Below are 14,121 nucleotides of genomic sequence, written 5' to 3'. Positions count from 1 at the left end.
CAACGCGCTTTGTCGAGGGCGACCTCGGTATACCTGATTCGACCGGTCCAGCAGGTTACAGCTGGAGTACCCCCAACGGCCTGTCAGGCCGCACGCTCAAGCACATCCAGTAAATCGATGAATGCCAGGGCCAGTTTATGCCGCGGCGCCAAATGCACCAATGGCACCGAGGCGTGGTGCGATTCGCGCATCTTGATCGAACTGCTCAGGTACACCGGCAGCACCGGCATGCCTTCGTTGCGCAGTTGATCGACCAAGGTCTGGTGCAGCGCCGTGCGCCCGGCGAACTGATTGACCACCACACCTTCCACCACCAGTGCGGGGTTGTGGTCCTGGCGCAGTTCTTCGACCTCGGCCATGACACTGTGCAGGGCCTGGCGCGAGAAACTGTCGCAGTCGAACGGAATCAACAGACGCTCGGCCGCCACCAGCGCGCTGAAGGTGTAGAAGTTCAGCGCGGGTGGGGTGTCGATGTAGATTCGCTCATAGTCCTCGCTCAGCGTTATCAGCAACTTGCGCAGCTTGTTGATCTTGAACTTGCTCTCCAGCTTGCTTTGCAGGTCGCTGAGGTCAGGGCTGGCGGTGACCAGGTGCAGGTTGCGGTAGCGGGTTTCGGTGATGGCCACGCGGTGCTTCTTGCCGGCGGCGGTAACCGGCGACAAGGTCTGGCGGAAGAAGTCGGCGATGCCGGCAGGAATGGTGTCGTTGACCAGCCCGGTGAGGTAGAAGGTGGCATTGGCCTGCGGGTCGAGGTCGACCAGCAAGGTCCGGTAGCCCTCGGCGGCACTGGCTGCGGCGAGGTTGCAGGCAATGCTGGATTTGCCGACGCCACCTTTCTGATTGAAAACCACACGACGCATGAGACGCTCATCCATGAAGTGAAAATGTCAGGTCGGGGTCAATCCTATGACTGAAACACTGCAGTTTTATGACAGGAATTGTTACAAGCCACCGATTCATCGTTGCCTGTAACGGCATTTCACGGGCAAGCCCGCCCCCGCAGACAACTCAAGACGTTCAGGCAAAAGCGACCCGGTTGCGCCCCTCCTGCTTGGCCCGGTAAAGCGCCCGGTCAGCCTCGCCCAATGCGTTCATGGGCTCGCCGTGAGTCTCGCCATCCCAGTGCGTCACCCCCAGCGAAATCGTCACTGCCCCCACCGGTTCCACCGGCATATCCTGTACGGTCACACGCAACCGTTCGGCCACCGCGGCCGCCACGTTCAGGGTGGCCCCAGGCAGCAATATCAGGAACTCCTCGCCACCGGTGCGACACAGCAGGTCGCCCTCGCGGCAACAACGGCGCATGAGCTCCGCCAGCTGGCGCAGCACCTGGTCGCCCACTTCGTGTCCATGGCTGTCATTTATCCGCTTGAAGTGGTCGATATCTAGCGCAATGGCTGCAAACTCCCGGTTTTCAGCCTCCAGTAACGACAGGCTGATTTCCAGGCTGCGGCGGTTGCCCAGGCCGGTCAGCGGATCGGTCTGGGCGTCCCGATTGAGCCGGCCGATGCGCTCTTGCAGCAAGTTCAGGCTGAACAGTAACGCCCGCTTGAGCTCTGCCGCCTCGAAGTACCAGGCCCGCACCTGATGCAAGTGCTCGGCGGTAGCGGCGCGGTCCATCGTGCGGGCACCGGCGGCGAGTTTCCACAGCGGGCGGGCGATTGTACGGGCCAGCCACCACAGCAGCAGGCTGCCAACCAGCGCCAAGGGCGCCGAACTGGCGATCACGTTCAGCACCAGATGGTGCAACGGCGCCACCGTCTGCGCCAATGGTTGCTGCGCTACCACGCCCCAGCCGGCGCTGGGGACGGTGGCGAAGCCTGCGAGCATTTCCACGCCCAGGCTATTGGTCAGCTGCCGGGTACCGCTGTCCAGTGTCGCCAACTGGTCGACCAGCGCATTGCCCTCCACCACCGTGCCTACCCGCTCGCTATGGGGGTGGTACAGCAGGCGTCGGTTGCGGTCGACCACATACAGGTACGAACCGTCCTTGTAGAAATGCTCGCCCAGCAGGCTGTTGAGGATGTTGCGTTCACGCAGGTACAGGCTGCCACCCACATACCCCAGGTAGCGGCCGTTGCGGTCGAAAATGGGTTGCGACAGCGCCACCACCAGGTTGTCGGCCGCCGACAGGTAGGGCGTGGAAACCAGCGGACGGCGTTCCTGCAGGGCTTCCAGAGCGCCGGGTGACTGCACGTGGGTGCCGACCAAGTGGCGTAGCGGGGCGGGAGATACTGCCAGCAGTACACCGTTGGCATCGATCACGAAGGTGGAGTTGAAGGCCATGCTCTGGCCCAGTAGGCGGTCGCTTTCCACCTGCAGCGCAGCGGCATCGCTCAACTGCCGGCTTTGTACGCTGGCGCTGAACATCAGTTGCTGCAAGGCGTTGCCTATGAAGGTTTCGGTGATGCTGGCCAGTTTTGTCGCATACACCCGGTTGGCTTCCAGGGCATTGTCGATCAATAGCTGGCGCTGCACCCTGTAGCTGGCGAAATAGCTGGCGCACAGCATGACCACTGCGGTAAGGGCGCAGAGCACCAGAATGAGTGTACGTAGATCCAGGCGCAATCCATGCTTGGTGTATGTCAATCCTGACCTCGGGTGATCGTAAAGGGCGGCTGAACGGAAGTTACCTTGGCGGGCAGCGCTCAAGAGCCTGCCTTGTCCAGCGCATCAAGCTCATCTTCCACCTCTTGCATACGCTGCTCCACCAAAGCTTGCACGTTCACATCGCGGGCGGTTTCGCGCATCAGGGCGGTGAGTTTTTCGCTCAAGCGTTTGCCGGCTTCGGTGTCTTCCAGGGCGCGAGCTTTGGCGGGGTCCTGGGTGGCGGCGACGATGGTGGCGAATTCGGCGTCGCTGAAGTTCTTTTCGCTGTACAGGCGGAACAGGTCCCGGCGCTGGTCCTCGACGGTGAGGTGCTTGCGCAGTACGTCCTGAATGGTCGCTTGCGACAGCTGCGGGTGAGTGCGGCCCAGCAGCGCGGACATGCGCTCGATGTTGTGCGTGTAGGCGTCCTGCAGCGGCAGCTGGCTGAGGATCTGATCTTCACGGGAGGGTTTCTGGTCGCAGGCGGTGAATGCAGCAGCCAGCAACAGGGGTAACAGCAACTTCGGGAGGCGAGGCATGGTGTGGCCTGGTCGGGCAGTGAAGACTGCTGATTATACCGATGTCCGCCTTGCCACGACGAGCCCTGTGATTTGCCTTGTGCGGCACGCTGCGGTAGAACCGTGCGCTCCCAACCACACTGGCAATAGCCCGATGCCGAACTGGACCCTGCAACCTGTGGCGCGTGACGCCATTGCCGAAGTGCTGGCGTTTGTCGACAGCGCCCGGCGCGCGCTTTTCCCGATGCTCGCCAACGCACCCTTGCCGCGTGACCTGGCGCATTTCGCCGACACTTACCTGGACGGTGCGGGCTGCTTTCTGGAAGCCCGTGAGGGTGGGCGGCTGGTCGCGGTGATCGGTTACTTGCCCTATGACCATCGCTTTGCCCAGCTTGATTACCGCGCAGAGCGGGTAGTCGAGGTGGTGCGGCTGTTCGTGTTGCCGGCCTACCGCAGGCATGGCCTGGCGGCTGCCTTGTTTGGTGCCTTGCGCGAACGGGCGATGCAAGCGGGCTTGGACTGCCTTTACTTGCATACTCATCCGTTTCTGCCGGGTGCCATTGCGTTCTGGGAGCGGCAAGGCTTCACGGTGGTGGATGTGGAGCAGGACCCGGTGTGGCAGACCACGCACATGCAGCTGCGATTACGCTGACCTGTGGGAACGTGCCTATTGGTGATGAAGATCGCGCCCTGGGTCACTGGGTCGAACGCACGGCGGTTGATGAGGTTCCAGTTGCCATCCTCGGTAAAGCCATTGCTGTGCAACGGGGCTGAGCCGGCCTGGGCGTGAGGCGCCCGAATAGCCGGCTCACTGCCCGGCCCCGAGTTTTTGCAACTGCGCGGCAAAGCGGGCTTTGGCCCGCGCCGGCAAGCTGGCCGGCAATTCGGCGGTAGGCGCATCACCGACCTGGATCACCATGACCATGCCCATGGCCACGTGCGGAATGCACTGGATGCCGTATACGCCCGGCACGCGGAAGGTGTGCTCGAACGGTTGGTTCAGCGTGCTCTTGAACGGCTCGGCACCGGTGGGTAGCAGGCCCGCCACGCTGGCGGCATTATGCCCGCTGTGGCTCGGCAGGAAGCGCACGCTGTCGCCGGGGGCAATGCGCAAGTGGTCAGGCTCGTAGACCATGGCGCCGTCGCTGCCACGGTTAAGCATTTTCACTTCATGCACTTCGGCCAGTGCGGTCGGGGCAAGCAGGGTGCTGGTGAGCAGCAGGGCGACAGGGCGCAACAGCATGGGCAAGGCTACCAGGTTCAGGGGGCGCGAAAGCGCAGGATGCGCGCGCCGTCGAAAGGGTCGGTGAGGTAGTGGGCGTGGACGCCGAAGGTGCTCAACAGGCGCTCGGGGGTAAGCACTTCGAAGGGGTTGCCGAGGGCGACCAGACGGCCCTTGTCGAGAACCGCGACACGGTCGCAGGTCAGCGCCTGGTTGAGGTCATGCAGCGCTACCAGGGTGGTGACCGGCAGCGCCTGCACTTGTTGCAGCAGGCTTAGCTGATGCTGAATGTCCAGGTGGTTGGTCGGTTCGTCCAGCAGCAGCACCTGCGGCCGTTGGGCCAGCGCACGGGCGATGTGCACACGCTGGCGCTCGCCACCGGACAGCGACCCCCACAGGCGCGTGCGCAGGTGCAGGGCGTCGAGGTCGGCCAGGGCTTGCTCTACGATGGCGCAGTCCTGCCGGGAGAACGGTGCCAGGGCCGAGAGCCACGGCGTGCGGCCCAAGGCAACCGCGTCGAATACGCTGATCGCATCGAGTGTGTCGGCCTGTTGCTCGACCAGTGCCAGCGATTGGGCAACACGGCGGCGGGGCATCTGTGCCAGAGGCTCACCCAAGAGCTGCACGCTGCCGCAGGCGGGTTTGCGCAGCCCTGCCAGCAACTTCAACAGCGAGGACTTACCCGAGCCGTTGGGGCCGACGATGCCCAGGGTTTCACCGGCGACAACGCTGAGATCGATAGCGCTGAGCACGGTAGTGCCGGCCAGTTGCAACCCCAGCCCGTGGCAGGCCAGCGGGGGGATGCGAACAGCGGTCATGGCTGTCATGGGCGCCCCCGTCGGCTGACCAGAATCAGCGCGAATACCGGGGCACCGATCAGCGCCGTAACCACGCCCACCGGGATCACCTGGCCGGTGATCAGCGTGCGCGAAAGAATGTCCGCCACAATCAGAAACAGCGCACCGCCCAATGCGCTGGCGGGCAACAGACGGCTGTGCCCGGGGCCGAGCAGAAGGCGCAGGGCATGGGGTATAACCAGCCCGACAAAGCCGATGGCGCCGACAATGGACACCATCACAGCCGTCACCAGCGCTGCACAACTGATCAGCAGCAACTGGGTGCGCCGCACCGGGATGCCCAGCGAGGCGGCCGAATCGGCACCGAAGGTAAAGGCATCCAGCGCACGGCGATGCCACAGGCACACCAGCAAGCCGAAAATCGCCACCGGTACGGCCAGCCACACCGAAGGCCAGCGTACACCGCTCAGGTTGCCCAGCAGCCAGAACAGGATGCCGCGCGCCTGCTCGGCGGTGGCTGACTTGGTGATCAGGAAGGCGGTCAGTGCATTGAACAGCTGCGAGCCGGCGATACCGGCAAGGATGACCTGTGCATTGTTGCTGCTGGGGCCGGCCGCGCGGGCCAGCACCAGCACCAGGGCGAATGCGGCCCCGGCGCCGATGAAGGCCCCAGCAGACATGCTTAATGCCAGGCTACCCAGCCCCAGCAGGCCGACCAGTACCGCGCCGGTCGAGGCACCGGCAGACAGCCCCAGCAGGTAGGGCTCGGCCAGTGGGTTGCGCAGCATCGCCTGCAGGATGACACCACAGGTGGCCAGCCCGGCGCCGCAAGCGGCCGCGACCAGGGTGCGGGTCAGGCGGTAGTTCCAGATGATGCCGGCGTCGATCGGGTCCACCGGGTAGTCGGCTTGCCACAGGTGGTTGGCCAGCACCTGGCCAACCACGCTGGGCGACAGGTTGGTTTCGCCAATGGCGGTACCGGCCAGCAGGGCGGCCAACAGAGCGGCCAGGGCAACCGCGATGCAGGGTAACAGGCGGTTCATCACGGGGCTGCTTTACCGCTGGCGAAGGCCGTGGACAGCGTCTGCACGCCGCGGAACAGGCGGATGCCGGCCTGCATGGCGTCAGCGTCGAGGACAATGATGCGGTTGTGCTTCACCGCGTCCATGTTGCGGGTTACCGGGTCACTGCGCAGGAATTCGAGTTTTTTCTGGTAGTCGTCGGCGGGGAAACGGCGGCGGTCCATGCGCGCGATGATCAGCCAGGTCGGATTGGCCTTGGCCAGGGTTTCCCAGCCTACGCTTGGCCATTCTTCGCTGGACTCGACCACGTTGCGCACACCGAGGGTGCGCAGCATGAAATCGGCGACACCTTGGCGGCCGGCCACATAGGGGTCGATGTCTAGGTCGGCGCTGGAGAACCAGAACAGCGCCGAAGTTGCCGACAGGTCCTTGCCGGCCAGTTGTGCCCTGGCGCTGTCGAGGCGCCCTTGCAACTCGGCGTTCAGGGCCGCGCCGCGGTCCTGAACGTCGAAGATCTCGGCCAGTTGGCTGACGCTCTTGTAGATGCTGTCTACCTGGAACGCTTGCAGGCGGGTGCCGTCTGCACCGACCAGGTTGTCCTTGCCCTCGCAGTCCGATGGCAGCACGTAGGTGGGGATCTTCAGCTCATCGAACTGCTCGCGGGTGGCGACCACGCCCTGGGCACCGACCATCCATTCGAACTGCGCCGCGACCAGCTGCGGGCGCTTGCCGACCACCGCCTCGAAGCTGGGGTCGTTGTCGGCCAGGCGCGGCACCTTGGCGTTCACCGCCTGGTATTCGGGCAATACATTGTTGAACCACAGCGAAGTGCCCGCCAGCTTGTCACCCAGCCCCAGGGCATAGAGCAGCTCGGTACCGGCCTGGCCGATGGTAACGGCGCGCTGCGGCGCCTGGGCAAAAACCTGCGGCTTGCCGCAGTTGTCGACCGTCAGCGGATAGTGGGTGGCAGCGGCCTGGGCCAGGCCAGTGAAGCCTAGGCCAGCGAGTAGGGTGGCGAAACGGGGCAGCATGCTGGGCGATCTCCTATCGGACAGTTCTGGTGAGGAACGCACGGACAGGCATCGCCGAGGCCCAGCGGGTGGCCGGGGCAACACGGATGGCCAATCCCGGACACCCCGCCGGTTGGTGAATGTAGGCCGGCAGGTCTCCTGACTGGTGCGTCACGGCCCGGCTCCGGCCTTCCCGGGCGGCAGGCCCAGTGGCATCGATGGAGCAGGCTCGGCACCTACAGTTGCGGGGGCAGTTCCGTTTGGCCCGTATTGGCAGGCCTGGGATTCCCTGTTAGTTCCGTGGTGGAAACCGGCGGCCCGCATGGTAGACCATCGCGTCGCCAGGTGAAAACGCTTTTCAGAAGTACTTCAGCCAGCTGATGTCGCGGCGGCGCTGCTTCAGTCGGGCGAACCCGCGCACCGGCAGGTACAGCGAAACCGCCAGCAGTACTGCGACCAGCCATATCGCTGCGACACCGTCGAAACCGAAGTAGTCGCCATGGTTGAGCCCGAACAGCGCCACGCAGGCCAGGTACAGCAGCTTCAGCACATACAGGTGCAGCAGGTAGAAGAACATCGGTGCCGCACCGAACACCGCCAGGGCAGTGATCCAGCGCGCCTGGCCGGCCCGTTCGAACGCGCGTAACAACAACAGGCCGCAGCCCAGGGTCAGGGTCAGGAACAGCAGCGACGGTGGGTATTTGGTGATGTTGAAGAAGCTCATCAGGGTTTGCGTGAAGGTTGGGTAACCGCTCCACGGTGCCTCACCGTAACCGTTGACCATGCGCAGCAGGACAAAGCCAAGCAGCGCGAGCAAGCCAGCCGCCAGCAGGTGTTGCTGGCGTTGCCCGGCATCGCTGCCGCGGGCGAACCAGGGCCCCAGGCCGTAACCCAAGGCGATGACGCCGATCCACGGCAGCACCGGGTAAGACGTGCGCAGGTGCAGGTTTTCGGAAAACGCCAGCCAGCCGCGATCATGCAGGATTGCCCACGGCACATGCAGGGCTGAATCCACGCCAAAGTGCAGGCCGTCGAGCAGGTTGTGGCCGGCGACGATGCTGGCGCCCAGGGCGAGCAGTGCGGCGCGTGGCAGCCACACCAGCAGCGACAGGGCGATCATGCTGACGCCGATGGCCCAGATCACTTGCAGGTAGATCACGCTCGGGGGCAACTGGAAGGTCCAGGCGAAGTTGACCAGGGTGAACTCCAGCACCACCAGGAACAGCCCGCGTTTGAACAGGAACGCGGAGACGTCGCCACGGCCCTGATGCTTCTCGCCATACAGCCAGGCCGACAGGCCGGTCAGCAGGACGAACACAGGCGCACACAGGTGGGCGAGGGTGCGGCTGAAGAAAAGCGCCGGTTCCGTGGTGTCAATGGCCATGGGGTCGCTGACCTGGCGGTGCAGGAGGAAAGTCTCGCGGACGTGGTCCAGGAGCATGAACAGGATCACCAGGCCACGCAGGGCATCGATGCTCTGCAGGCGCTGGGTGATCAGCGTGGGCGTAGCGCTGGCACTTGTCATGGGGTATCTAATAGGAATTGATGTCATGTGAAACGTTATCGTATAACAAGGCGGTGAAAGGGGGGTAGGGGTTTTTGTGTGGCCAGTGCCGGGCTCTCGCGGCACAAGCCACCCAGATCAGAAGCTGTAATCCACCGTCGCGAAGTACGACCGCGGTATCCCCATCAACCACTGCTGCCCGCTGAACGCCGACTGCACATACTCGCGATCGAACAGGTTGTTCAGCTGCAACCCCAATTTCACATCCGGCAACACCTGCCAGGCGATGTTGGCATCGACCACGGTGTACCCGGGGGCGCTCTGGGTATTGGCGGTATCGGCATAACGCTCATCCACATAGCGCGCCCCAATGCCAGCCTCCACCTGCTGGCCGAAGCCTTTGCTCAACCAAAGGTTGGCGGTACGCCGTGGCACGTTGGCCGGCCGGTTGCCTGCCCGATCCTGCGGCAGGCCGCCGACCCTTTCGTCGAAGTCGTCGTACTTGGCGCGTATCAGCGATGCGTTGGCCGACACCTGCCACTGATGGGCCAGGGCCAGCTCCAGCGTCGCTTCCAGGCCATCGGAGGTCTGCTGCCCGGCTTGTTGCTTCTCGTGGGTGATCGGGTCGTCCACCAGCAGCTTTTTCTTGACGATGTGGTAGGCGGCAAGCGTCCATTCGCCACGTCCCTCCCAAAAGCGCTGCTTGAGACCTGCCTCGGTCTGCTTCGCCTCGGTCAGGTCATAGTTCATCTGCGCGGGGCTGAGGCTGATGAGGTTGTTGACCCCATCCTCGCTGGTTGAGTACTGGCTGTACAACGACAGGTCGTCGCTGATTGCGTACACCAGCCCGACGCGCCAGTTGCCCCCTTGCAGGCTGCGATCGCTACGGCTGTCGTTGATCAAGTTGTTGCGGTCGATGTGGTTCTGGTCGCGACGCACGCCGGTAACCAAAGACAGGCGATCGCTCAATTGCAGGCGGTTTTCGGCAAACAGGGCAAAGGTATGGGTGGTCGAGAGTGTTTGCGGCCGCAACGGCGAGGCGCTATGAAACCCGCCGGGCTGCGGCTGCCACGGGTCGAGGTAGTCGCCGCCGACATCGTTGTAGGGTGAATTGCTGTCGACGTTGAATCGCACCTTGTTGTATTCGGCACCGAGCACGGTCTTGCTGTCCAGGCCGAACAGGGTGTGGTCGAAGGTGAAGGTTTGACGGTCGCCGAACTGTTCCTGGTTGTGCTTGATTTCCAGGTAGCTGCCGCGCAGCAACTGCTGACGCCCGGCGTCCCAGCTGTAGTCCTCGGCGTTGCGCCAGTGGCGGCGGCTTTTGATGTAGTACAGCTGGTTGCTGGCGCTGAGCTGGTCGTTCAGCGCCCAGTCGGTCGTTAACCGGGTCCATTCATCAACGTACTGCTGCACGTCGTTCTGCACGTTGTAGTTCTTTTTGCGCAGGCTGCTGCGGTAGTGGCCGTCGATCAGCGGGGTACCGTAGTAGTTGGCAGGTTGTGCATCGCCGCGGTCATGGGCCAGCGTGAAGCTGAGGTCATCACTGGCGTCAAAACGCAGCGCGGCGCTCAGGGCCAGGCTACGTGAAGCGGTGCGGTCGACCCAGCCATTGCCGGCCTGTTGGTTCAGCGTCAGGCGGTAGCTCAGGCGCTCGCTGAGGCTGCCGCCGCTGTCCAGGCCGAGCTGCTGGCGGTCCCACGAGCCGTAACCCAGTCGCAGGTGGTTGCGCACCTCGCCGGCAAAAGGTTTTTTCGGGATCACGTTGATCACTGCGCCGGTGGCGCCTTCGCCATGCAGTACCGAGGCCGGGCCGCGAATCACCTCGATGCGTTCGACCATCCACGGGTCGACCGGGAAGGTCTGTGTGCCGGCACCGGTGTACAGGCGCGCGCCGTCGAACAGGGTCATCACTGAGCTGTGGCCGGCAAAGCCGCGGGCAGACAGGCCTGTACCGCCGTCCCCCGGGGAGCCGACAAAGGTAATGCCCGGCGAGCGGGTCACTGCATCCTGCACCGTGATGTTGTTGCGCTGCTGAATCTGCCGTTCGCTGATACTGCTGGTGCTGGCCGGTGTTTCCAGGGCGCTGAGGCCAAGGCGCGAGCCGGCCTGGGTCGGCGTGGCCAGGTCGATGGTGCGGTTGTCCTGGGTGTCGGTGATGGCCGTGGAAGGCAGGGCCAGAGGCTGCGGGTCGCGGTCATCAGCCAGCGCCGGCAGGGCAACGGCCAGGCAGGCCGCCAGGGGGTGAAGTTTGAACATACGGGACATGTCGTTCCACTGCTGCAGGAATGAATGGATCCCGGTGGAAAACACGCAAAGGCGAACCATGCAGGCAGGCGCGCGCACGGATTCCGGCCTGCGCCCGCCCACCGCGGGTTGCCAAGTGAAGCTCCAGGCCGGTCTCCGGGCTTGCGAGGGGCATGAAACCTTCACCTTCCCATGCTTGAGCACAGTGGTATCTCGAAGGGTTCGCTCGCTTACCGTTGCGGGGGCAGCACCGGACTTGTCGTGGGCAACACGACGCACCGGTTTCCCGTTTCACCCTGCGCGCGGCGGCGCAGGGCACCTGAAACTGGTGCGCATCTGACCATTGAAAGGCTGGGGCGTCAAATGTTGGTGTGCTGTGAATGCTGAGAGAAAACAACAGGTTGTGCGTTTTTGCGGCGCCGGAGCCCCATTTGGCAAGAACATCAGGCCCCAGCGTGATGAGTTGGCTGGGGAGGCAGGCTTGCCTGTAAAGCTAGCGCCCGCGGCGCCGCGATACCCGTGCCTCGATGTTCTTGCGCCCGATCAGCAGCGGCGGCTTCTCCACCACCGGCTCATCCGCCAGCCATTTGTACATCACCAGGCAGTCCACCAGCCCCAGGCGGGCATGACGGTAGGCCTTGGGCAAACGGCCGACTGTTTCAAAGCCCAGCTTGTGCCATAGCGCCACGGCCACTGCGTTGGTGGCTACCACCGAGTTGAACTGCAATGCCAGAAAGCCTTCCTGGCGCGCCAGCTTTTGCGAGTGCTCGCACATCAAGCGCGCCACGCCCCGGCCGCGTGCCTGTTCGCAGACCATGTAGCCGCAATTGCCTACATGCGCACCAGGCCCGGCAGCATTGGGCTTGAGGTAATACGACCCCAGTAGCTCGCCATCTTCTTCGGCCAACAGCGTGTGCAAGGGCAGCTCCAGCCACAGCTGGCGGGCCTGTTCGAAGCTCAGCGCCGGGTCGAAAGCGTAGGTTTCACGGGCTTGGACAATGGCCTGGAAGGTGGGCCAGAAACGATCAAAATCTTCCGGCGTCATGGGGCGAATGTGGATCATGCGGGTTCCTGCGCGGGGTGAGCCGCCCAGTCTGGGTGGCGCGGCGCCGTCGCGCAAGGGCGGCGACGCCGTTTGTGCTCAACCGTTGGCCTTGCCCACCGCGTCCATTGCGCGGGCCGAGTACACCAGCGCGGCACCGGCGTTCATGGCCACGGCCACGCCGAGGGCCTCGGCAATTTCCTCGCGGCTGGCACCCGCTTTGACGGCCTGCTGCGAATGCACGGCGATACACCCGTCGCAGCGGGTGGTCACAGCCACGGCCAAGGAGATCAGCTCGCGGGTCTTGGCATCCAGGTGGTTGGTTTTGGCGCCTGCACCGCTGGCGGTCATGTAGCCGGCTACGGTGTCGGGGGAGAGTTGCTTGAGATCGCCGATGCCGGCCATCAACTGCTTACGGTAGGCGTCCCAGTCCATCATGCTCATCGTCTTCACCTTGGGGGGTTGCGAGTGGAGCTTTCAGGCTAGTCGAAGCGTGGCACGTGCGAGGCGGTACTTTGGTGGGTAAACGCAGGTCACTCGTACAGTGGCCTGCGTTGAGCCTTCAGATGTAGATGAACACCAGCACCAACGCCGCGACCACTGCCCATTTTTCCAGGTAGTAGCGCAGGCGATTGCGCTTCTTCAGCGCCTTGCCACGCTCGCGGATCTTGTAGATGCGGGTGAACAGGCGGTTGATGCCACCGGTCTTGTCGCTGGCATCGTTGGGCGCAGCGGCAGCGGCCATAACGTTGCGGCTGAACCAGCGGTTGAACGCGGTTGCCCAGCGGTACTTGAGCGGGCGTTCGACGTCGCAGAACAGGATGATGCGGTTGTGCTCGGTGGTGTTGGCTGCATAGTGGATGTAGGTTTCGTCGAAGATCACCCCCTCACCATCGCGCCAGGCGTATTTCTCGCCGTCCACGTCGATGTAGCAGCCGTCGTCATTCGGCGTGTCCAGGCCCAGATGGTAGCGGTACGAGCCGGCATACGGGTCACGGTGGCGCACCAGCTTGGCTCCCGGAGGCAGGGTAGCGAACATGGCGGCCTTGACCGTGCCGATGCCTTGCAGCAGCTCGGTCGTGCGTGGGCAAAGGGCCATTGCCGACGGGTGGCTTTCGCCATACCACTTCAGGTAAAAACGTTTCCAGCCGGTCTTGAAGAACGAGTTGAAACCGACGTCATCGTAATTGTCGGATTTCTTGATTTCGCCTACGTGCAGCAACTGGCGGCCTTCCTCACGGATCTCCTGCCAGTGGTCCTGCAGCGGTTTCAGTTCTGGAAAGGCCTCGACCGGCAGGTAGGGCTTGGCCGGATGTTTGGAGAACAGGTACAGGAAGCTGTTGATCGGGGCCAGGAAGCTGGAGTGGTCGCCCAGCTGACGAGTCAGCTTGTGGCGAACCCGACCGCGCAGGTGAACATAGGCGATCGAGAAGGCGAAGATAAGTACGAGTGCAATTTTCATGGACGTTTACTTGTCGAAAAATGGCCATGCGCCGAGGCATGAGCCCGCCAGCATAAACAATCATGGGGGCAGTTTGTACTTATTGTTACCAAACTGCGGGGCGACATTGGTGTAATACCCTACAGTCTTGCGCAAACGTTTCATGTCAGGGAGTTTGTATGGTTCAGGATATACGCCCCAGCGGTAGCCCGTTCAAGCGGCTGTTCTTCGCCTTGCCGGTCAGCGACGCGCAGCGCCGTGACCTGGCCCAGTGGCGGCGCGGGCTGAACCTGCGCAGCGGCAAACCGGTGCCGGCGGCCAACTTCCATGTCACGCTGCTGTTTCTCGGTGATGTGGACACTGCGCAGGTGCCTGCAATGTGCGCGGCGGTTGACCAACTGGCGCTGCCAACCTCGGCGCCGCGGCTGTTGCTCGACCGTTTGCAGGTGTGGCAACGGGCCGGCGCCTTGGTGCTGGAGGCGCAGCAGGTACCGCCCGCCCTGTTGCAACTGGTGTACGGTTTGCAGCAGGCGTTGCTGCCGTTGGGGCTGGAAGCGGCCACGCGTGAGTATCGACCGCACCTGACGCTGTCCAGGGATTACCGCGGGCAGCCGCCCGAGGCCAGTAGCGCGCCGGAGTTTTACCTCACCGCGCGACACTTCACGCTTTACGAGTCGCGCAAGGGGGCTTACTGGCCATTGGCGCAGTGGCCGCTGGCGGGCTGACCCGCCG

Annotated in this window: 14 protein-coding genes and 2 riboswitches; of the genes, 2 read left to right on the top strand and 12 right to left on the bottom strand. The window is 63.6% G+C overall.

All coding sequences use genetic code 11. The features are described 5' to 3' along the window. Window positions 1-83 precede the first annotated feature (83 nt). The 3 genes from I8746_RS04880 to I8746_RS04870 all read right to left on the bottom strand — a co-directional run bounded on the left by I8746_RS04880 (window position 84) and on the right by I8746_RS04870 (window position 3,128). Window positions 84-860, bottom strand: a complete 777-nt coding sequence (locus I8746_RS04880) for a ParA family protein (RefSeq protein ID WP_121783712.1) — start codon at window positions 858-860, stop codon at window positions 84-86. 157 nt (window positions 861-1,017) lie between these two features. Next, complete coding sequence (locus I8746_RS04875; RefSeq protein ID WP_012052922.1) at window positions 1,018-2,589, bottom strand: sensor domain-containing diguanylate cyclase; 1,572 nt, start codon at window positions 2,587-2,589, stop codon at window positions 1,018-1,020. A gap of 59 nt (window positions 2,590-2,648) precedes the next feature. Next, complete coding sequence (locus I8746_RS04870) at window positions 2,649-3,128, bottom strand: hypothetical protein (RefSeq protein WP_003250484.1); 480 nt, start codon at window positions 3,126-3,128, stop codon at window positions 2,649-2,651. A 133-nt stretch (window positions 3,129-3,261) separates the two neighbouring features. Between I8746_RS04870 and I8746_RS04865 the strand changes: the two genes are divergently transcribed. Continuing rightward, complete coding sequence (locus I8746_RS04865) at window positions 3,262-3,759, top strand: GNAT family N-acetyltransferase (RefSeq protein WP_003250486.1); 498 nt, start codon at window positions 3,262-3,264, stop codon at window positions 3,757-3,759. Between the two features lie 156 nt (window positions 3,760-3,915). Here I8746_RS04865 and I8746_RS04860 read toward each other — a convergent pair whose 3' ends face one another. From I8746_RS04860 to lpxO, 9 genes are all read right to left on the bottom strand, one after another. Beyond that, window positions 3,916-4,350, bottom strand: coding sequence for a pseudoazurin (locus I8746_RS04860; protein ID WP_003250488.1), 435 nt, complete (start codon window positions 4,348-4,350; stop codon window positions 3,916-3,918). Window positions 4,351-4,367: 17 nt separating this feature from the next. Continuing rightward, the gene (locus I8746_RS04855) at window positions 4,368-5,156 is read right to left on the bottom strand and encodes an ABC transporter ATP-binding protein (RefSeq protein ID WP_221100220.1); all 789 of its coding nucleotides are present in this window, start codon (window positions 5,154-5,156) and stop codon (window positions 4,368-4,370) included. Continuing rightward, window positions 5,153-6,169 carry an iron ABC transporter permease gene (locus I8746_RS04850; RefSeq protein WP_003250493.1) on the bottom strand — a complete coding sequence of 339 codons (1,017 nt, stop codon included), beginning with the start codon at window positions 6,167-6,169 and terminating at the stop codon, window positions 5,153-5,155. The genes I8746_RS04855 and I8746_RS04850 overlap by 4 nt, the downstream gene beginning before the upstream one ends. After that, window positions 6,169-7,179, bottom strand: coding sequence for an ABC transporter substrate-binding protein (locus I8746_RS04845; RefSeq protein WP_012052920.1), 1,011 nt, complete (start codon window positions 7,177-7,179; stop codon window positions 6,169-6,171). Before I8746_RS04845 ends, I8746_RS04850 begins: the two co-directional genes overlap by 1 nt. 110 nt (window positions 7,180-7,289) lie before the next feature. Then, window positions 7,290-7,488, bottom strand: a riboswitch (cobalamin riboswitch). A 28-nt stretch (window positions 7,489-7,516) separates the two neighbouring features. Beyond that, window positions 7,517-8,683: a DUF1624 domain-containing protein gene (locus tag I8746_RS04840; protein WP_012052919.1), complete on the bottom strand. Its 1,167-nt coding sequence runs from the start codon at window positions 8,681-8,683 to the stop codon at window positions 7,517-7,519. Between the two features lie 117 nt (window positions 8,684-8,800). Further along, a complete protein-coding gene (locus I8746_RS04835; RefSeq protein ID WP_221100219.1) occupies window positions 8,801-10,927 on the bottom strand; it encodes a TonB-dependent siderophore receptor in 2,127 nt (708 codons plus the stop codon). A gap of 108 nt (window positions 10,928-11,035) precedes the next feature. Beyond that, window positions 11,036-11,244, bottom strand: a riboswitch (cobalamin riboswitch). A gap of 155 nt (window positions 11,245-11,399) precedes the next feature. Next, window positions 11,400-11,969 carry a GNAT family N-acetyltransferase gene (locus I8746_RS04830; protein ID WP_003250500.1) on the bottom strand — a complete coding sequence of 190 codons (570 nt, stop codon included), beginning with the start codon at window positions 11,967-11,969 and terminating at the stop codon, window positions 11,400-11,402. A gap of 78 nt (window positions 11,970-12,047) precedes the next feature. Then, on the bottom strand, window positions 12,048-12,392 hold the full coding sequence (locus I8746_RS04825; RefSeq protein ID WP_014591592.1) for a carboxymuconolactone decarboxylase family protein: 345 nt from the start codon (window positions 12,390-12,392) through the stop codon (window positions 12,048-12,050). 118 nt (window positions 12,393-12,510) lie between these two features. Then, window positions 12,511-13,410, bottom strand: coding sequence for a lipid A hydroxylase LpxO (lpxO, locus tag I8746_RS04820; RefSeq protein WP_221100218.1), 900 nt, complete (start codon window positions 13,408-13,410; stop codon window positions 12,511-12,513). Window positions 13,411-13,568: 158 nt separating this feature from the next. Between lpxO and thpR the strand changes: the two genes are divergently transcribed. Beyond that, window positions 13,569-14,114, top strand: coding sequence for an RNA 2',3'-cyclic phosphodiesterase (gene thpR, locus I8746_RS04815; protein WP_014861781.1), 546 nt, complete (start codon window positions 13,569-13,571; stop codon window positions 14,112-14,114). The last annotated feature ends 7 nt before the right edge of the window (window positions 14,115-14,121 follow it).

It is taken from the genome of Pseudomonas sp. USTB-Z, assembly GCF_019691255.1.
Lineage (GTDB): Bacteria > Pseudomonadota > Gammaproteobacteria > Pseudomonadales > Pseudomonadaceae > Aquipseudomonas > Aquipseudomonas alloputida.
Note: the sequence above shows the minus strand (reverse complement) of the source record. Positions and strands in the feature narration are given on the sequence as shown.